Origin of the sequence: Caldicoprobacter algeriensis, from assembly GCF_023838525.1 — a bacterium.
In the GTDB taxonomy this organism is placed as follows: domain Bacteria; phylum Bacillota; class Clostridia; order Caldicoprobacterales; family Caldicoprobacteraceae; genus Caldicoprobacter; species Caldicoprobacter algeriensis.
Genome location: NZ_JAHUQD010000004.1, coordinates 112,881 through 132,519, shown reverse-complemented (window position 1 = coordinate 132,519; position 19,639 = coordinate 112,881). Strand labels below are relative to the sequence as shown.

At 48.1% G+C, this 19,639-nt stretch carries 16 protein-coding genes; all 16 read left to right on the top strand.

Annotated elements, in window-relative coordinates; all coding sequences use genetic code 11:
• The first annotated feature begins 7 nt into the window (after positions 1–7).
• The 16 genes from mreC (at position 8) to KVG29_RS03750 (ending at position 19,626) form a co-directional block, all read left to right on the top strand.
• Positions 8–847 (top strand): rod shape-determining protein MreC, encoded by an 840-nt coding sequence (mreC, locus tag KVG29_RS03825; protein WP_252226685.1) that lies wholly within the window; start codon positions 8–10, stop codon positions 845–847.
• Between the two features lie 59 nt (positions 848–906).
• Entirely contained in the window at positions 907–1,413 is a 507-nt protein-coding gene (gene mreD / locus KVG29_RS03820) for a rod shape-determining protein MreD (RefSeq protein ID WP_252226684.1), read from the top strand.
• Between the two features lie 108 nt (positions 1,414–1,521).
• A complete protein-coding gene (locus tag KVG29_RS03815) occupies positions 1,522–3,960 on the top strand; it encodes a penicillin-binding transpeptidase domain-containing protein (protein WP_252226682.1) in 2,439 nt (812 codons plus the stop codon).
• An 87-nt stretch (positions 3,961–4,047) separates the two neighbouring features.
• On the top strand, positions 4,048–4,692 hold the full coding sequence (gene minC, locus KVG29_RS03810; RefSeq protein ID WP_252226680.1) for a septum site-determining protein MinC: 645 nt from the start codon (positions 4,048–4,050) through the stop codon (positions 4,690–4,692).
• Positions 4,693–4,836: 144 nt separating this feature from the next.
• Positions 4,837–5,646: a septum site-determining protein MinD gene (gene minD, locus KVG29_RS03805; protein ID WP_252226678.1), complete on the top strand. Its 810-nt coding sequence runs from the start codon at positions 4,837–4,839 to the stop codon at positions 5,644–5,646.
• Between the two features lie 14 nt (positions 5,647–5,660).
• A complete protein-coding gene (minE, locus tag KVG29_RS03800; protein ID WP_252226676.1) occupies positions 5,661–5,951 on the top strand; it encodes a cell division topological specificity factor MinE in 291 nt (96 codons plus the stop codon).
• Positions 5,952–6,043: 92 nt separating this feature from the next.
• Positions 6,044–7,195, top strand: coding sequence for a rod shape-determining protein RodA (rodA, locus tag KVG29_RS03795; RefSeq protein WP_252226670.1), 1,152 nt, complete (start codon positions 6,044–6,046; stop codon positions 7,193–7,195).
• Positions 7,196–7,228: 33 nt separating this feature from the next.
• Entirely contained in the window at positions 7,229–7,651 is a 423-nt protein-coding gene (mgsA, locus tag KVG29_RS03790; protein ID WP_252226669.1) for a methylglyoxal synthase, read from the top strand.
• Between the two features lie 62 nt (positions 7,652–7,713).
• Positions 7,714–8,514, top strand: a complete 801-nt coding sequence (locus tag KVG29_RS03785) for a M23 family metallopeptidase (RefSeq protein ID WP_252226793.1) — start codon at positions 7,714–7,716, stop codon at positions 8,512–8,514.
• 21 nt (positions 8,515–8,535) lie between these two features.
• Positions 8,536–9,429: a site-2 protease family protein gene (locus tag KVG29_RS03780; RefSeq protein WP_252226667.1), complete on the top strand. Its 894-nt coding sequence runs from the start codon at positions 8,536–8,538 to the stop codon at positions 9,427–9,429.
• Between the two features lie 176 nt (positions 9,430–9,605).
• A complete protein-coding gene (locus tag KVG29_RS03775; protein ID WP_252226664.1) occupies positions 9,606–11,444 on the top strand; it encodes a TIGR03960 family B12-binding radical SAM protein in 1,839 nt (612 codons plus the stop codon).
• Positions 11,445–11,446: 2 nt separating this feature from the next.
• Positions 11,447–12,136, top strand: coding sequence for a TIGR03936 family radical SAM-associated protein (locus KVG29_RS03770; RefSeq protein ID WP_252226792.1), 690 nt, complete (start codon positions 11,447–11,449; stop codon positions 12,134–12,136).
• Positions 12,103–13,656, top strand: a complete 1,554-nt coding sequence (locus tag KVG29_RS03765; protein WP_252226663.1) for an Rne/Rng family ribonuclease — start codon at positions 12,103–12,105, stop codon at positions 13,654–13,656. Before KVG29_RS03770 ends, KVG29_RS03765 begins: the two co-directional genes overlap by 34 nt.
• A 369-nt stretch (positions 13,657–14,025) precedes the next feature.
• Complete coding sequence (gene glgB, locus KVG29_RS03760; protein ID WP_252226662.1) at positions 14,026–15,945, top strand: 1,4-alpha-glucan branching protein GlgB; 1,920 nt, start codon at positions 14,026–14,028, stop codon at positions 15,943–15,945.
• Positions 15,942–17,381, top strand: coding sequence for a glycogen synthase GlgA (gene glgA, locus KVG29_RS03755; RefSeq protein WP_252226791.1), 1,440 nt, complete (start codon positions 15,942–15,944; stop codon positions 17,379–17,381). Before glgB ends, glgA begins: the two co-directional genes overlap by 4 nt.
• Before the next feature lie 286 nt (positions 17,382–17,667).
• Positions 17,668–19,626, top strand: coding sequence for a glycoside hydrolase family 13 protein (locus tag KVG29_RS03750; protein ID WP_252226661.1), 1,959 nt, complete (start codon positions 17,668–17,670; stop codon positions 19,624–19,626).
• Positions 19,627–19,639: the final 13 nt, after the last annotated feature.

Sequence of the window (19,639 nt, the reverse complement as noted above, 5' to 3'; positions counted from 1 at the left end):
GATGGTTTTGCTTCAATTTCTTCGAAGGCATTCGCTGGCCATTATAGTGGCCGTCTCTCTTTTTTTATTGGCCCTGGCTATTTTTACTTCTCAACCACGGGGGAGCATGAGCTTTCTGGAAGGGCTTGTGGGCGAGGTCATTTCGCCTGTTCAGAAAGCAATATACAGGGCTGCATCTTTTATTCATGGCTCAATTGCGGAGATAAAAGAGAGGCGTAATTTGAGAGAAAATTATGAACAGCTCAAGGAAAGGGTGGAGCAGCTGGAAAAGGAGCTGCTTAGGATGAACGAGCTGGAGAAACAAAACCAGCGCTTGAAGAAGCTGCTGGATTTTGCCGTGGAAAGAGAGGAACTGGTTGTCACAGGCGCTAGGGTTACGGGCAAGGACCCTGGCAACTGGTTTAACGTGTTCACCATAGATAAGGGTAAAAACCAGGGTATAGCGGTAAATATGGCGGTGGTGACCGAGCGCGGGCTGGTCGGGCGCATTATAGAAGTGGGGCCCAACTGGGCAAAGGTGCGCTCAATCGTGGATGCTCAAAGTTCGATAAGTGGCATAGTCGAGAGAACCAGGGACAATGGTATAGTGAAGGGTAACAATGCCTTTGGGGCAGAAGATGGCACCTGCAGCATGGTATATCTTCCGCTGGATTCAGAGGTAAGCGAGGGAGATAAGGTGATTACATCGGGGCTGGGCGATTTTCTCCCCAAGGGAATTTACATTGGTGAAGTTATAAAAGTGGTGCGTTATAAAAAGGACCTTTACAAAACTGCCGTTATAAAGCCGGGAGTTGATTTTCAGCGTCTGGAAGAGGTGCTGATAGTTAAGGCAAGGTCTGATGAGTGATTTTAGACAAAAAAGCAGAACATAATATTTGTTTTTATGGAGTTGGAGATAGCAGTGATATGAAGATTTGGGTTATAGCTGGTGTCCTGTTGGGTAATTTGATCATTCAATCATCGTTATTTCCTTTTATTGAAGTATATGGCGTTAGGCCGGATTCGTTGATGGTGCTTGTGATTTCGTTTGCCCTTCTGGCGGGCAATCCTACATCAGCTGTGGCAGGGTTGTGCGGGGGGTTGTTACAGGATATTCTATTTGGTCAAAATATAGGTTTTTATGCTTTGCAGTATATGTTGATCGGATACTTTGTAGGCCTGGTTTATGGAAAAGTTTTTGCAGGCAAATTGCTGATTCCTGTATTCTTTGTAGGTATAGCTACCATTTTCCGAGGACTGTTTGCCTTTTTGTGGATGTATTTTGCAGGGGTAGATGTTTCCCTTAATTGGCTGTTTCTAAGAACCATACTACCAGAGATGATATATACTGTTATTGTAACGCCCATTATATACTACTATATGAACAAGCTATACAGACATAAATTTATGAACCGGCGCTGGTATTTCGATTGAAAGGGGTAAAATATTACCTCTTTTTTGTTTGTTTGAACCATGATAAAATATTTACTGAGAATTTTTGCTTGATTACGAGCCCAACTGTAGCGAAGAGGGGGTCAAGGAATGCTTAAATGGTTTAAAAACCGCTTTTTTTTATTTGGGTTGATATGTACATTGGGGTTCAGTATGCTTCTGGTCAGGCTGGCCTATCTTACGGTAGAACTAGGGGAAACTTACTATGCGCTGTCCATGGAGCGAAAATCGGTTGAAATTCCACTTAGAGGCAGCAGGGGAAATATTTTGGATAGAAACGGCATTCCTATGGCCATGAACAAGCAGATGTTTGTGGTGGAGCTGGATAAACAGAGGATGCCCACAGGGGATAAACAGCTCAATGATTTGATTCAAAGGGTTGTTAGCATAATAAAACAAAACGGGGACACCACAAGTCTGATGGATAATATACCCATAAAGATAGATGGAAACGGAAGGCTATATTATATATGGGAGAGCAAATCTCCCGAGAACCAGAAAAGGGATTTTGAAAGATGGAAGTCTGATGCTGGCATAAAGGTTGACCTGCCGGCTGCTGATATGCTCAAACATCTTAGGGAAAGGTTTAAGATCGATGATGATTTGTCCGATGATGTGGCTAGGGACATAATCTCTGTTAGATTGGATATCTACATAAACAGGTATCGACCCAATCCCATAAGGATTGCCACCGATGTGAGCCAAAAAACGGTGGCCCAGCTTGAGACCTATGCCAGCGAGTTGCCGGGACTGCAGATATCGGTGGAGATGGGGCGTTACTATCCAATGGGCGATGTAGCAGCACACATTATAGGATATGTAGGCAGGATAAGCAGTGAGGATATCGAGGAATACAAGAGCAAAGGCATTGATTTGAGGGAAGCGGGTTACGACTTGTCGATTGACCGCATTGGCAAGATGGGGATAGAGAAGTATGCCGAGCAATGGCTTACAGCTAACACCAGGGACAAGCATGGCATGCTGTGGGCGGAGGTAAATTCCGCAGGCAAGGTGGTCAGGGTATTGAGCGAGACGCCACCAGAGGATGGGAATGATGTAGTTCTCACTCTTGATAGCCGCCTGCAAAAAGCAGTGGAAGACATTTTAGCCGAAGAGATACACAAGATGGCGGCGGGTCTGCCACCCTATGAGGGAGACAAACAGGCACTTTATGCCAATAGAGGGGCAGCTGTGGTACTGGATGTGCATACAGGCGAAATACTAGCAATGGCTAGCTACCCGTCATTTGATTTGAATTTGTTCATTCCTACTATATCCAGCGAGGAATACCAGAGGATTCTGAACACGCCGGGGAAACCGTTGACGGCTGTGGCTTTTCAGGAGAGGTTCCCATCGGGGTCAGTTATAAAGATGATGATTGGAATTGCTGCTTTGATGGAAGGTAAGACTAGCCTAGATGAACAGATATATGATGCTTATAGGTATACTAAATACAGCGGCAGTGGCCCTAGGTGCTGGGCCAAGCCAGGAGTACATGGTCATGAAAATTTTGTAGATGCTTTGAAGCATTCGTGTGACTATTATTTCTATGAAATGGCCGATCGATTGGGCATAGATAAAATAAATAAATGGGGGCGCTTATTTGGATTGGAAGGGCATACTGGCCTGGAAATAGGGGATGTGGAATCTTCGATAGGAGGGCCAGAAAAAAGGCCGATTACCCGCAGACCTATGATCGTATCCAATATAAAGGCTTTTATGGAAAAGGCTGGGTGTTTCGAGGGAGTAGACCCTGAAACCCAGAAAGAACACGTGGAGCGTCTGGCTGACCTGCCTTATGAAACATCGATTGCTGAGATAAAAAAAATTCTCCGGGATGAACTGGGCTACTTTAAAAGAAAAGATGAAAACAAAAAGCTTGATAATCTTGCAAGTAGTATAAAATATGGTGCGTTATGGCACAAACGATGGATGCCAGAGGATACTGTGAGGACCGGAATAGGTCAAGCCGATGTGCAGGTAACACCTCTGGCAGTAGCAAGGTATATCGCTGCCATAGCCAATGGAGGTAAGGTGCTGGAGACCCATGTTTTCAAGAAGGTAGTTTCGCCGGAAGGCGATGTGCTGCACGAGACACAGCCGGTGGTGGTAAACGATCTGGATATAAAACCTGAGTATTTAGAGGCTGCAAGGCTGGGAATGTACAAAGTGGTAAATGACAGGTCATCTGCTGGAGGAGGAGCAGGTACGGCTGTCAGTTATTTTGCCGGTATGGACCCAAGTATAATGGTAGCTGGCAAAACAGGGACTGCGCAAACTAAAACAATTTCAGGTGCTGATAAGGATCCACAGAAGCGGCTTGAGCAAGAAATGAGAAATGTAGCCTGGTTTGGAGCTTATATCCCTTATGAAAATCCCGAGATTGCCATAGTTGTTATGATTCCTAACGGGCGCACTTCCAGCAATGCAGCATTAGTGGCGCGGCGGATAATCGAGGAGTATTACAGATTGAAAAATACGCAGAGCCAGTTCAGTACGGTAGACGAGGTAAACCACTTAAAACAGTAAACATTTTTATATTTTTTTGCAGGATTTTTGGCTTGCTTGGCGAATATTGGAGGATGTAACATTTAAGGCTGTGGAGGAACGTAGAAGATGAACCAGAGTCCGGTGGTATTCAAAGGGATAAAAGGAGGCTTGAAGGTTTATATCAATGCTGACAGCGATATAGAACAAATCATGGGTGAACTTGAGAAAAAGATAAAGGGCAGCAAGCATTTTTTTGGGAATTCGCAGATAAATTTAATATTCACTGGCAGGAGGTTGACGCCACAGCAACAGCAGAATATTGTCGATTTAATTTCCCGGGAAATCGAAGTGGGGAGTATTACGTTTGAAATGGCGAATATTGGCCTTCCTTCCGCCGATCATTTTGAATCGTTCGACGGAATAGAAGAAGGTATGACGCGGTTTGTAAGAGGTACGGTGCGAAATGGACAGAGAATATACTATGAGGGCAATGTGGTGGTGATCGGGGATGTCAACCCGGGGGGAGAAATAATTGCTGGTGGAAATATCCTGGTCATGGGGACATTGAGAGGGGTGGCTCATGCCGGTGCCACGGGCAATCACAATGCAGTGGTGGTGGCTTTCAGCCTTCAGCCCACCCAGGTGAGGATTGGGGGAATCATTGCAAGACCACCTGAAGATGATGCCGTAAAGCCTTCTTATCCCGAGATAGCCTATGTGAAGGATAATATCCTAGTAATAGAGCCTTATTTACCCGGGAAAGGAAAATAGTATATAATGTAAGAGATATCTGTTGTTGCTGTAATTCTTGTTACTGTAAATTGGCTTTATGTAACCGCTGATATGGGAAACTTGGTGTAGAAAAAAGAAAATGGCAGGTATTAGGACAAAGATGTATAGGGGGAGTGGACATAGATGGGAGAGGTAATAGTGATAACTTCAGGGAAGGGAGGGGTCGGCAAGACCACCACAACGGCCAATATAGGGGCGGCTCTGGCGCTGGCAGGCAAAAAGGTGGTGCTGGTGGATGCCGATATAGGCCTTAGAAACCTCGATGTGGTCATGGGGTTGGAGAACAGGATTGTTTACGATTTGGTGGATGTGGTGGAAAAGGTTTGTAGGTTGAAGCAGGCCCTTATAAAGGACAAGCGCTTTGAAGGGCTGTATCTGTTGCCGGCTGCTCAAACCAAGGATAAGACAGCGGTGTCGCCACAACAGATGCAGGAGCTGTGCCAGCAGCTAAAAGAGGAATTCGATTATGTGCTTATCGATTGTCCGGCTGGCATTGAACAGGGATTCAAGAACGCCATAGCTGGAGCTGACAGCGCAATAGTGGTTACCGTGCCAGAGGTGTCAGCCGTTAGGGATGCTGATCGCATAATAGGCTTGCTTGCTGCTAATGAGCTTATGGACCCCAAGCTTATAATAAACCGTATAAGGATAGATATGGTGAAACGGGGGGACATGATGAACATCGACGATACCATTGATATACTGGGGATAGACCTGCTTGGGGTAGTGCCTGACGATGAAAAAGTTGTCATTTCAACCAACAAGGGCGAACCGGCGGTATTGGACGAGGGCTCTTTGGCGGGGCAGGCTTATAGAAACATCGCTAGGAGGTTGATGGGTGAAAATGTACCCATCATGGATTTGGAGATGGATGAGGGATTTTTGGCAAAGCTCAAACGATGGTTTAGCATGAGCAAGAAGAGGTCCTATTAGTGAGGAGGATTTAAATGATCGATTTGTTTAAGTTTTTTGGAAAAGGGGAAAGCAAGAGCAAGGATATCGCCAAAGAGCGGCTTAAACTGGTGTTGATCCATGACCGTGCCAATATTTCACCCAAGTTTTTGGATATGATCAAGGATGACATCATTAAGGTCATATCCAATTATATGGAGATAGATGAGGCAGGGCTAGACATACGGTTGTCCCGTATACCCCAGGAGGATGATACATACAGTACTGCCCTGCTGGCAAATATCCCTATAAGAAGGGTGAAAAATATGGGGCCCAACAGAGGTTAGAGGTTGCAGTGTGCAATCTCTTTTTTTATATCTGTCCATATGTTATAATGTTGACGATGGTAATTTTGAAGGCATGTAAATGGGGGACGTAGATGTTTGACAAGAGGCTTATTAAAAATTTTGATTTTCCCATATTGATCTTGATATTCTTGCTGGTAGGCTTCGGGCTGATAGGCATTGGGGTGGCCATGAAGGAGCCGGTGGAAGGAGACGAACAGCGCTTGTTTGACATAATTGGAAATTTTAACCTGTATCACGTGAAGCTGCACCTGCTGTGGTTTGGCGTCGGTCTCATTGCCATGTTGGTGGTGATCAGCATCGATTATCACCTCTTTGCTGAGATGTCTCCCTATATATATTGGACGGTAGTGGCTATGCTGCTCTATGTGTCTTTCAGGGGGCATATTGCTGGCAATGCGCGCAGCTGGATCAGCTTCGGGACGTTTTACGTCCAGCCTTCAGAGTTTGCCAAGATATCCATGATTATATCTCTGGCCAAGGTGATGGCCAAGAAGAAGGATGAAGGGGAGAGCCTGAATCGCCTAAGGGATCTTGTTCCGTTGCTGGCCAGGCTTGTCATTCCTCTGGTGCTCATCATAGATCAGCCCGACTTTGGTACGGCCATGGTGTTTATAGCGATACTATTCGGAATGGTTTTCGTTGCAGGCATCAATTATAAGCTCTTGCTGGGCATAATTGGAGCAGGGATTGCCACTGTGCCGATTATGTGGTATGGACTGCTGTCGGATGTGCAGAAAAATCGTATCCTGGTGTTTTTAAATCCCGGTATGGACCCCTTGGGTGCAGGCTATCACGTCATCCAGTCGATAATTGCCATAGGTTCCGGTAGAATATACGGTAAAGGGATTTTGACCGACAACACTTTAAGCCAGCTCAATTTTGTTCCGGCTAAAAATACCGACTTTATTTTTTCGGTGACAGTGGAAGCACTTGGCTTCATAGGGGGAGCTATAATAATATGCCTGTACCTGTGCCTCATTTTGAGGACCATATATTTGGCCACCAAAGCCAAGGACAGCTTTGGCAGCTTTTTGGTCATTGGCGTGGTATCCATGATGGTGTTTCATATATTTGAGAACATCGGCATGACCATGGGCTTGATGCCCGTCACTGGAATACCCCTTCCATTCATGAGCTATGGTGGGAGTTCCATGATTACAAATATGATTGCATACGGTTTGGTGCTCAACGTGGGTATGCGCAGGCAAAAGATAAATTTCTAAGGGGTAAGCAAGATTGTTCAGGGGGTAAGGGACGTGAATATTGCTTTGATTGCCCACGATAAGAAGAAAGAGGACATGGTCAACTTTTGTGTGGCCTATAAACATATTTTGGGAAAGCATAAGCTGTGCGCCACCGGCACCACAGGAAAGCTGATCGCAGAGGCGACGGGTCTGCCGGTGCATCGTTTCCTTTCCGGCCCTCTGGGAGGAGATCAGCAGATAGGCGCCAGGGTGGCTTACAACAAGATCGATTTGGTCATATTTTTGCGGGACCCGCTGACGGCGCAGCCCCATGAGCCCGATGTCAACGCGCTGCTAAGGCTGTGCGATGTGCATAATATTCCCCTGGCCACCAATCTGGCTACAGCAGAGGTTATGGTTAAGGCTCTGGAGCGCGGCGATTTGGACTGGAGGCTAATAGTCAATCCTCCACAAGAGGATGACGATGTATTTTAAAATCATAAACTTCGTCCCCCCCAAATATACTTGTATTGATGAGGAGGGGATGATGTTTGGAAGTGGGAAAAGGGGTATACGTAAAAAAAGGGCTCAGGCCGGTCAGGCGGCGCAGATTGGATTTGCCTGTTTCACGCCCTGTGCGTCGGAGAACTTCATACGGTAGAATGGATGCCCTGGACGACGAACACAAAGCGGCTGTCTTGGTCGTCAGAATATCGGTGGTAGCCGTCATTATTGTGGTAGTGATGCTGCTCAAGAGCATCGATACCCCTGCTACCAGATGGGCTGTTGATAGGATTCGTGAGGCCATAACCTATGACTTTGACATAAACGAGTCATTGGGAAAGCTCAAATTTGTGGATGACTACCTGCCGGGGCTCAAGGCAGTATTTAGCGAGCGTGATGCTCAAAATGAAGGTGAAGAGTCCGGGGGACAGGGGGGGAATGATCAAGCAGATCAGCCTGTCTTTGCCGCTCCTGCTGAAGGCAAGGTGGTGGGCTTTTTCGGCCAGGTTTACGATGATGATAGCAAAAAGGTTAAAAGCCAGGGAATAGATATTTTGTCGCAGCAGCAGGGTTGGGTTTATACGGTTGCCGATGGGAAAGTGATTGCTGTAGGAGAAGACGAGACTTATGGCAAATATGTAAAGGTTGACCATGGAGGAGGATGGGTGGCTCTATACGGAGGATGTGAGGACATACAGGTGCAGGTGGGAGTTTTGGTTGAGCAGGGGGATAGAATAGGCAAGATGGGCAAGGCCCCCTCAGAAGGATACAGGCTGCATTTTGAGGTCTGGCATGGCGATCAGCCGGTGGATCCCCTCAAGCTCATTCAAGAAGAGAGCAAAGTGTTTCAGTGAAGCGGGATAAGTGCTGCGGCTATGAAGCTAGGTATACTGTTTGGCATAAACATATATATAAACAAGCTGCTTGTTATACTCATCGCGATAGCCATAGTCTTGGGAGAGGGGACGAGGCTGGCCGTCGTATTTTTGGTGGTGTTCATACACGAGCTGGCGCATGTGGTCATGGCTAGGGCGTTAAATCTGAGGGTGAGCGAGATAGAGCTACTGCCTTTTGGTGGGGTGGCCAGAATCGAGAGCTTTTTTGAAGTCAATCCACGAGATGAGGTATATATAGCCATCGTCGGTCCCATGTCCAACGTGATACTGGTGCTGGGCTGTATGGTTTTGGAAAAGATGGGGCTGATTCCCTCCGAGGATTACGATTTTTTCATTCAGGCCAATCTGATGCTGGCTGGTTTTAACCTACTGCCAGCCTTCCCGCTGGATGGCGGCAGGATTTTGCGTGCCATCCTTTCCAGAGAGCTGGGAATAAAAAGGGCTACCAGGATTACTACCATAGGCGGATTTGTGTTGGCGCTGTTCCTCGTTATGACCGGAGTGTATGCCATCTATTACGGCATCTTTAACCCCACCCTGTTTGTTATGGCAGGTTTTCTGGCATATTCCGCCGTAAAGGAAAACAGAATGGCCACCTATGTGATGGTGAGGGACCTTACTTACAAAAGGGATATTTTAATCAGGGAGGGGGCCATTCAATCCAGGGAGCTGGTGGTGTTGTACGATTTGCCGTTGAAGGATGTGATAAAGAAGTTTGTGCCGCATCGCTATCACAGCATCGTTCTGGTTGATGAACAGCTCAGGCCCAGGGGCTATTTAACTGAAAAGGATATAGTAGACGGCCTTATGGATCACGGGTTTAATGTGCCGGTGTTCAGGTTGCTTGCACAGTCCAGCCGCAAGAGAGGCTGATTGACCGGCGGAGGCCTTATGGGCTCCTTAAGGGGTCTGGCATGCCTCTTTGGACGACATAATTTGCGTTATTGGGAGAATGGGAAAGGACTGCAAAGCTAAAATATATATGGGACAAGGCTTGTTGAGTACGAAATGGACAAGGGATGCTATTGTATTGATAGGAGGCAATGTAAATGGACAAGTCTGTGCTGGACGAGATACTCAGGCAGGTTACTAAGCCTGTTAGATACATGGGAAATGAGTACAACATGGTTGAAAAGGACCCTTCAAAGGTGCTGATACGGTTTGCTTTTGCTTTCCCGGATGTCTACGAGGTGGGTATGTCCCATCTGGGGATGAAGATACTGTACCATCTAATGAATGAACGGGAAGATACCTATTGCGAGCGCGTGTTTGCGCCATGGACCGACATGGAGCAAAAGATGAGGGAAAAGGGGCTGCCGTTATTTGCCCTGGAAAGCAAGGATCCCATCGCCGAGTTTGACTTTGTGGGTTTTACGCTTCAGTATGAGATGTGCTATACAAACGTGATAAACATGCTTGACCTGGCAAGGATTCCGCTCCGGTGGTGGGAAAGGGAAAAAAACCATCCGTTCATCATTGCAGGGGGCCCCTGTGCTTATAACGTTGAGCCGATGGCCGATTTTTTTGACTTAGTGGTCATGGGGGATGGAGAAGAGGTAATAAACGAGTTGCTGGATGTGTACCGCCAATGGAAGATGCAGGGCGGCACCCGTCAGGATTTTTTGGTGGCAGCGGCCCGGATACCGGGAGTTTATGTGCCGCACTTTTATGACGTGGAATATGACGACGACGGTACTGTCCGCTCAGTTAAGCCCAACCGTGAAGGAATACCTTCCGTCATTCAAAAGCGGGTGGTGAGGGATCTTGATAGGGCTTATTACCCCGAAACCATGATAGTGCCATACATGGACATCGTCCATGACCGCGTCATGCTTGAGGTGTTCAGGGGTTGCACGCGCGGATGCAGGTTTTGTCAGGCAGGCATCATATACCGCCCGGTGAGGGAGCGTTCGGTTCCAAGGCTTATGGATCTGGCGGAAAAGCTGATCAATAATACCGGCTATGAGGAACTATCGCTCTCTTCCTTGAGTACCAGCGATTATTCTGATTTGGAAAACCTGGTAAAGCAGCTCATGGAGCGTTTTGCACCGCAAAAGGTGTCTTTTTCCCTTCCGTCGCTGCGCATCGACTCGTTTTCGAGGGAGCTCATTGAAGAGATGATAAAGGTGCGCAAGGCGGGTTTGACCTTTGCCCCCGAGGCCGGAACGCAGAGGCTGAGGGATGTCATAAACAAGGGGGTTACCGAAGAGGACCTTCTAAACAGCGTGAGGCAGGCCTTTGAACTGGGGTGGGATACCGTAAAGCTGTACTTAATGATAGGGCTGCCCACTGAAACTCAGGAAGACCTGGAAGGCATTGCCGACCTGGCAAGAAAGGTCAAAAGCTGCTATCTTGATGTAACCGGAGGGCAAAGGGCTCACAGATTAAGGATAACCGTCAGTGTGGCATCGTTTGTCCCCAAGCCTTTTACTCCATTTCAATGGGTTGCGCAGGATACGATAGAGCGTTTGAACCAAAAGCTGGACTTTCTCAAGGACAAACTAAGGATCAAATCGGTGGAGTTTGACTGGCATGACCCGCGTTTGAGCTTCCTAGAAGCGGTGTTTGCCCGGGGAGATCGCAGGCTTGGCAAGGTACTGATAAAAGCATGGGAGATGGGCTGCAAGTTTGACGGCTGGGCAGAACACTTCAAGTATCATATCTGGCTCAAGGCCTTTGAGGATGCCGGCATAGACCCTGGATTTTATGCAAACAGGGCAAGGGATAGGGAAGAGGTATTGCCCTGGAGCCACATCGATGTAGGGGTCACGCCATCTTTCCTGTGGAGGGAGTATCAAAAAGCATTAAGGGGCGAGCTGACGCCTGACTGCAGGGAGAGGTGCTGGGGCTGCGGCATAACAAGGCTGGAGGGAGGGTTGTGCCAGTGAGGATGGTGGTAAAATACGCCAAGCAGGACAGGGTTAAGTATATATCTCATTTAGACCTCATGAGGACCCTGCACCGCGCCTTAAGGCGTGCCGGGATACCCGTTGCATTTTCGCAGGGGTATAACCCGCAGCCTAAAGTTGCCTTTGCACCTCCACTGCCGGTTGGAATGACCAGCCAGGGGGAATACATGGACGTAATGCTGGCTTCGGAAATGCGCCCCCAGGAGTTCTGCCAGGGGATGAACAGCGTACTCCCACAGGGGATAGCCATACTAAAGGCGGTGGCAATCGATGAATCGCTCCCCTCGCTGATGAGCATGATCGAGAGGGCGCTTTATTGTATAAGCCTTAAAGCTCCGGGTTTGTGCATTGAAGGGGCATTGAAAGATTTTCTGGCCCAGCCTGATATAACCATTACAAAGAGCGGCAAGAAGGGTGAGCGGCTTGTAAACATTCGGCCTATGATACACCGCCTGGACATAGTCGGCCAGGAAGAAGGAAAGGTAATCATGGAGGCCATGCTGAGCGCTGGCAGCAAGGAGTCCTTAAACCCAGAGCAGATGATACGGTCGTTTCTGGAGTTTGCTGGCATTGAAGGTGACTCTTGCTGCTTTGCAGATATCCATAGGTTGGACATGTTTTTGTACAGGGGAAATGCATGGATAACCCCATTGGAACTGGAAAGAGGATGATGGGTGTGGGCAAGCAGATTGTGGTGGATATTCGCTATGACCAGACCCGGGTGGCGGTGCTGGAGGACGGAGACCTTGTGGAGTTCTACATGGAGGACGATGAAAAGCAGGGGCTAGTGGGAAACATATACCGCGGTCGTGTGGTCAATGTGCTACCGGGCATGCAGGCCGCTTTTGTTGATATAGGGTTGGAGAAGAACGCCTTTCTGTATGCAGGGGATATAAACGTCGATAATACGGTGTTTGATTTTGGAGATAAAAACAATGGCAAAGTGATCAAGGATATCTCGTTGCGGGATATCATCAGGGAAGGGCAGGAGATCACGGTACAGATTTTGAAGGAGCCCATGGGGACCAAGGGCGCCAGGGTTACCACGCACATCACCCTGCCAGGCAGGTATGTGGTGCTTATGCCTACCTTAAACTATGTAGGCGTTTCCAGAAGGATAGAAGATGAAGAGGAACGCCAGCGCTTGAGGAGAATTGCTGAGGCTATTAAGCCCGAAAATATGGGGATTATAGTGAGGACTGCAGCCAGAGGCAAGCAGCCAGAGGACCTTATGCCCGACATAGAGGTGCTGTGCAGGCTGTGGGAGGGGATCAAGGAAAGAGAGAAGCAGGGTGAGGTGCCCCGGCTCCTGCATAAGGATGAAAGCCTGCTGTACCGCACTGTACGCGATATCTTTTGCTCTGATGTGGATAGGTTAATCATAAACGATTATCATCATTACCAAAAAGTAATTGAACTGCTCAAGGCCATTTCGCCGTCGCTTGTCGACAGGGTGGAATACGCCGACGCCCAGAGAAATTTGTTTGAGATTTACGGCATTGAGGCAAAAATCGAAAAGGCCATACAGAAGAAGGTGTGGCTTAAAAGCGGTGGATACATTGTAATAGATGTAACAGAGGCTCTGACGGTTATAGATGTGAACACCGGTAAGTTTGTTGGCAAGGCCAGCCTGGAAGATACCGCCTTCAGGACCAATCTGGAAGCGGCCGAGGAGATCGCGCACCAGATACGGCTGCGCGACATAGGGGGCATAATAATCATAGATTTTATCGACATGGCCGAAGAAGAGCACAAGAAGAAAGTGCTGGAAGTCCTCGAACAGGCCTTGAAGAAGGATCGTACCAAGACCAATCTGGTAGGGCTGACGGGGCTGGGGTTGGTGGAGCTGACCCGTAAGAAGGTGCGGCCCAGGCTTTCGACAGCTTTTTTGAAGCCCTGCCCTTACTGTAACGGAACGGGGAGGGTATATTCGGAAGCCATGGTCATAGCTAAAATAGAAAAGGAGCTAGAAAGGCTGTTTAGCGTCAATGAGGCCTGGGGAGCCCTGGTGGAGGTACATCCCAGCGTAGCCCATGCATGGGAGGAAGACAAAGAAGCTCTGGAACAGCTTGAGACCACGCTTAAAAAGAAGATATGTATTAGAGCCGATGAAAACCTTCACGTTGAGGATAGCAGGATACAGCTGCTTAAAGGACCGGGGGATTTGGAGAAAACCGTTCGCTTTTCTTGAGCAATGGTTTGAGGAGGATGTGAATAGGAGGTCCAGTAGCACGTCTCTGCGTGCGCATCTTGTGCGTGTCTGCACATGAGGGCATGTCAGAGCTGGCTAATGGGCTTTTTTCTTTTTGGAACCGCAATTTTGGTTGAAAAACGCAGCTGCATCGAGCTTAGACATCGGTCTTTCCGGCTGTTAAGTTGTGGCAACCGGCAATCAGCTTGATGTGTTCGGCTATTTTTTTGGGTAAAAAACAGCATTTTGAGCAAATAATAATAATAGAGAAGAAAGCGCCAAATGCCACATAAAATATAGCTTAAATTTTGGAATCTTTTTGCGAATTTATAAATGTAGAGGATGCACAAGAGGTACAGGGAGGATGGGATGGTAACAAGTACCTTTGGGATCACCGATTACCAGCTGTATTTGTTCAACCAGGGGACCAACTACCACAGCTATAAGATGCTGGGGGCCCACCTCCTTGAAAAAGACGGCGTTGTAGGCACGCACTTTGCCGTATGGGCGCCAAATGCCCGAAGGGTCAGCGTGGTGGGCGATTTTAACTGTTGGGATGGAAGGGCTCATGTGATGAACAGGCTGGGGGACTCGGGGGTATGGGAGCTCTTTATCCCGGGAGTCAAGGAATTTGACCTGTATAAATATGAGATAGAGAATTTTTACGGGCAGGTGGTTTTGAAGGCCGACCCTTATGCCTTTTACAGCGAGCTCAGGCCGTGTACTGCATCGGTGGTGTACAACCTGCACAGGTATAAATGGCGGGATGATGAGTGGATGCGCCAAAGGGCGGCCACGCTCATATACGATAAACCCCTGCTGATCTATGAGGTGCATTTGGGGTCGTGGCGCAGAAAAGAAGGGAACGGGTTTTTAAGCTACAGGGAACTGGCGAAGGAGCTTATCCCGTATGTGAAGGATATGGGATATACCCATATAGAGCTTTTACCTGTAGCAGAGCATCCTTATGATGGGTCGTGGGGCTATCAAACCACGGGGTACTATTCAGTGACTTCACGGTATGGCACGCCCGAGGATTTCATGTTTTTCGTGGATGAGTGCCACCTGGCTGGTATAGGGGTAATACTGGACTGGGTGCCAGCCCATTTCCCCCGGGATGGACATGGGCTGATACGCTTTGATGGTACCGCCCTTTACGAGCATGAGGACCCGCGAAGGGGGGAACATCCCCACTGGGGTACTTTGATATTCAACTACGGGCGTAATGAGGTGAGGAGCTTCCTCATTTCCAATGCCGTATTTTGGTTTGATGTGTACCACGTTGATGGGCTTCGCGTTGATGCCGTGGCATCCATGCTGTACCTTGACTACGGTAAGTCATGGGGCGAATGGCTCCCAAACAGGTATGGCGGCAAGGAGAATTTAGAGGCCATTGAGTTTATGAGGAAGATGAATGAGGTGGTGTTTCACTATTTTCCCAATGTGCTCATGATCGCCGAGGAATCCACCGCCTGGCCCATGGTCACCCGTCCTGTATACCTGGGCGGGCTGGGATTTAACTATAAATGGAACATGGGGTGGATGAACGATATACTCCGTTATATGTCGCTGGACCCTATATACAGGAAATGGCACCATGAAAACCTTACCTTTTCCATGGTGTATGCGTTTTCGGAAAACTTCATCCTCCCCTTATCTCACGATGAGGTGGTGCACGGCAAGCATTCGCTTTTGGATAAGATGCCGGGAGATTACTGGCAGAAATTCGCCAACCTCAGGTTGTTGTACGGATACATGATGGCCCATCCGGGGAAGAAGCTGTTGTTTATGGGAGGGGAGTTTGGCCAGTTTGCCGAATGGAATTTTGATGCGAGCCTGGACTGGCATCTCCTTGACTACGAGATGCACAGAAAGCTGCATTATTATGTCAAGATGCTCAACCATTTTTATCTTGAAAACAGGGCTCTGTGGGAATACGACCACGGATGGGAGGGTTTTCGCTGGATTGACCACCATGACTACAGCCAGAGCATTGTATCTTTTATAAGGAAGGGGAAGGAACAGGATGATTGGTTGATTGTGGTGTGCAATTTTACGCCAGTGGTTCGCCATGGCTATAGGATAGGCGTGCCCTGGCCGGGAGAGTATAGAGAGGTGTTTAACAGCGACGACCCGGCTTACGGGGGTTCGGGGCAGGGCAATTTCGATGTCATTGTGTCGGAGAACGTACCGTGGCACGGCTTTAGCCGATCCATCAGCATCACGCTTCCCCCTCTTGCGGTAGTGTTTTTCAAGTATACGGATAAAAGGAGGCAGGAGGATTGCTGAAAGTATTGTTTGCCGCCTCGGAAGCAGCGCCGTTTGTAAAAACAGGAGGATTGGGCGAGGTGATCGGCTCCTTGCCGGTTGCCCTGCGCCGTCAGGGAGTCGATGCCAGGATTATCCTGCCTAAATATAAAGCGATCCCAACAAACCTAAAAGAGAGGATAAGGCATATAAAGCACATATACGTCAAGCTGGGCTGGAGAAACCAATACTGCGGCATCGAGGAGTCGGAATGCAAAGAGGTGCCAGTGTATTTTATTGATAACGAGTATTATTTCGGGCGCGACGGGATTTACGGCTATTCGGATGATGAGGTGGAGCGCTTTGCTTTTTTCTGTAGAAGCGTGCTGGAAGCGCTTCCACATGTCGGTTTTATGCCTGATGTTATACACTGCCATGACTGGCAGACAGGGGCAATACCCGTGCTGCTGGAGGCCCATTATCGGCATAATGATTTTTATAAGAATATCCGCACACTGTTTACCATCCATAACCTCAGATACCAGGGCATCTATGATAGGAAAATACTGGGCGACTTGTTGGATTTGGGAGATGAATATTTTACGCCGGATAAGCTGGAGTTTTATGGAAATGTGAATATGCTTAAAGGCGGGCTGGTGTATGCCAACCTTATAAATACCGTAAGCCCTACCTATGCTCAAGAGATACAGATGCCCTTTTTTGGCGAAAGGTTGGATGGGCTGTTGCGGGCAAGAAAGCATCAGCTGTTTGGCATATTGAACGGCGTGGACTATGATGAGTACAATCCCGCTACTGATCCGCTCATATTCAGGAACTACGACCAGGACCATCTGGAGTACAAGGTCGAGAACAAGTTAAAGCTTCAGGAGCAGCTGGGGCTGGATGTTCGTGGGGATGTACCCATGATAAGCATCATAGTGAGGCTGGTGGCGCAAAAAGGCTTGGACCTCATAGCCCATGTACTGGACGAGATACTTGCAATGGACATACAGCTGGTGGTGCTGGGAAACGGGGAATGGCAGTATGAAAACATGTTTAAAAATGTTGCCAGCCGTTATCCTAAAAAAGTTTCGGCCAACATCTTTTATGACAATACCTTGGCGCATCGCATATATGCAGCCTCGGACCTGTTCCTCATGCCCTCGCTGTATGAACCCTGTGGGCTGGCGCAGCTCTTCAGCATGAGATATGGTACTATTCCCATTGTGAGGGAAACCGGCGGGCTTAAGGATACCGTACAGCCGTATAATGAATTTACCGGCGAGGGGAACGGCTTCAGCTTTACTAACTACAATGCGCATGACATGCTGTACACCATAAAGAGGGCTGTGAATTTTTATCACAATAAAGAGGTGTGGCATGCTCTGATGAGGAGGGCCATGCAATGCGACTACAGCTGGAATCGTTCTGCCAAAGAGTATATAAAGCTGTATCGACGGTTGAAGTCAGAGCAATGAAATTGGTTGTAGTAAACCGGGTTAAAGGGATGTAAACTTTGGTATGCTTAAAACAGACAGCACGGTGGATAAGGGGAAGCAGCCAAATCACGGTAAGATACTTTGGTGTGGTGAAAACAGGCAGTGGAGTAGATAAGAGCGAGTGGCAAATTACAAGATACTTTGGTGTGGGAAAAACAGACAGCACGGTAAAGGCAGGCAGCTGTCTCTATATGTGCGTTTTAGATGGGTTTAACTTTATAAGAATGTGGTAAAAACGAAAAGGTGACCGAAAGGATGGTCCGATATGGAATATATATGGATTTATCATAATTCCCACGACAGCGCTTACAGGCAGCCGTTTGGAGCGGTGCCCTGTCAGGAGACAGTCACTTTGCGGGTAAAGGTGTATACGCAAAATGATATAAGATCTGTCATCTTAAGGCTATGGCAGGATGGCCTTGGAGAGACCAGGATTCCTATGTTTCTTACATCGCGATATGAAGACCAATACATGTATGAAGGCCGTTTCAGAAGCCCTGGAGTTCCGGGGCTTCTATGGTATTATTTCATAATTGAGACTGACAGGGGCATGTATTATTATGGCTGCAAACCCGATGGGTTGGGCGGGGTAGGGCAAATCACCGATTACCCGCCCCATTCATATCAGGTGACGGTGTATAAGCGGAGCTTTAAAACTCCTGACTGGTTTAAAGACAGCATCATGTATCAGATATTTGTGGACCGGTTCTACAACGGAAACGAGGATGGACGACCGCTCGTTTACGGGGACGACTGCATAATACACCAGGACTGGTACGAGGTGCCCAACTACAAGCCGGATCCGGTTACCGGGAAGGTATTGTGCAACGATTTCTTTGGGGGAAACCTGCTGGGCATAAAAAAGAAATTGTCCTACCTTAAGGAGCTGGGGGTCAGCGCTCTGTACCTAAACCCCATTTTCGAGGCCTATTCCAACCATAAATACGATGTGGGGAACTATAAGAAGATAGACCCCATGTTTGGAGATGAGGAAATCTTCCAGGAACTTTGCCAAAAAGCCAGGGAGTTAGACATATACATCATCCTGGATGGGGTGTTCAGCCACACTGGCAGCGATAGCATGTATTTCAATAAGAACGGCAGGTATCCCACGCTGGGGGCTTATCAGTCTAAGGATTCACCCTATTACCCATGGTACCGATTTATACGCTATCCTGATGTGTATGAGTGCTGGTGGGGAATAGACACCCTGCCCAACGTAAACGAGATGGAGCCCTCGTATCAAAAATACATTATTCATGATGAGGATGCTGTGGCCAAGTATTGGCTTAAGAAGGGCGCAAAAGGCTGGCGCCTGGACGTGGTGGATGAAGTGCCCGATGAGTTTTTGAAGGAATTCAGGAAGGCTGTAAAAGAGATGGATGAGGAGGCTGTTATAATCGGAGAAGTATGGGAAGATGCCTCCAGAAAGGTGAGCTATGGCAAGAGAAGGGAATATCTGCTGGGCGAGGAGCTGGACTCGGTAATGAACTATCCTTTCAGGGATATGGTTTTGAAATTTTTCTTGGGTGAGTGGGATGCTGCCTGTTTCAACAGGGCTATCATGAGCCTATATGAGAACTATCCGGTTGAATGTTTTTATTCGCTTATGAACCTGGTGGGGTCGCACGACGTGCCCAGGATAAAGACGATTTTGGGGGAAGCGCCGCCCCAGCATGCTCTGTCGCGGGACCAGCAGGCCCATTATGCTTTAACTGAGGAGCAGGAAAGGCTGGCCATCCAAAGGCTCAAGCTGGTATCCCTGCTTCAGATGACATTTCCCGGGGTGCCCTGCATATACTATGGAGATGAGGCCGGACTGTCGGGCTATAGCGATCCATTCAACAGGCGCACTTATCCTTGGGGCCGTGAGGATAAGGAGCTGCTGGAGTGGTACAAAAGGGTTGCTGCCTTGAGGAACGGCATGGATGCCCTGAGGACGGGGGAATTTATACCGGTTTATTATGAAGGAGATGTGTACGCCTTTGTCCGCTGCATCAGAGGGGGCAAGGATGTGTTTGGACGGGAGCGCAGCGACGGCTTTGCGCTTGTAATCATAAACCGCAGCCAGTACAAGGCCTATACCGTAAAACTTGATATGCAAAGATGGGGTATAAGCAAGCTGATAGATGTAATGAATTTTGGCATGGAATTTTTGACCAGAGAGGGATACCTGTTTATAGATATATTGCCCCTTAAGGGCAGGGTTCTCATTGGCGTTTGATTCACCGGTTTTT

Bases quoted from the DNA above. Each gene is read 5' to 3' on its own strand.
- rodA (WP_252226670.1), top strand. From the start codon at position 6,044: ATGTTTGACAAGAGGCTTATTAAAAATTTTGATTTTCCCATATTGATC.
- glgB (WP_252226662.1), top strand. From the start codon at position 14,026: ATGGTAACAAGTACCTTTGGGATCACCGATTACCAGCTGTATTTGTTC.
- mreD (WP_252226684.1), top strand. From the start codon at position 907: ATGAAGATTTGGGTTATAGCTGGTGTCCTGTTGGGTAATTTGATCATT.
- KVG29_RS03815 (WP_252226682.1), top strand. From the start codon at position 1,522: ATGCTTAAATGGTTTAAAAACCGCTTTTTTTTATTTGGGTTGATATGT.
- minC (WP_252226680.1), top strand. From the start codon at position 4,048: ATGAACCAGAGTCCGGTGGTATTCAAAGGGATAAAAGGAGGCTTGAAG.
- KVG29_RS03750 (WP_252226661.1), top strand. From the start codon at position 17,668: ATGGAATATATATGGATTTATCATAATTCCCACGACAGCGCTTACAGG.
- KVG29_RS03770 (WP_252226792.1), top strand. From the start codon at position 11,447: ATGGTGGTAAAATACGCCAAGCAGGACAGGGTTAAGTATATATCTCAT.
- KVG29_RS03775 (WP_252226664.1), top strand. From the start codon at position 9,606: ATGGACAAGTCTGTGCTGGACGAGATACTCAGGCAGGTTACTAAGCCT.
- minD (WP_252226678.1), top strand. From the start codon at position 4,837: ATGGGAGAGGTAATAGTGATAACTTCAGGGAAGGGAGGGGTCGGCAAG.
- KVG29_RS03780 (WP_252226667.1), top strand. From the start codon at position 8,536: ATGAAGCTAGGTATACTGTTTGGCATAAACATATATATAAACAAGCTG.
- minE (WP_252226676.1), top strand. From the start codon at position 5,661: ATGATCGATTTGTTTAAGTTTTTTGGAAAAGGGGAAAGCAAGAGCAAG.
- KVG29_RS03765 (WP_252226663.1), top strand. From the start codon at position 12,103: ATGGATAACCCCATTGGAACTGGAAAGAGGATGATGGGTGTGGGCAAG.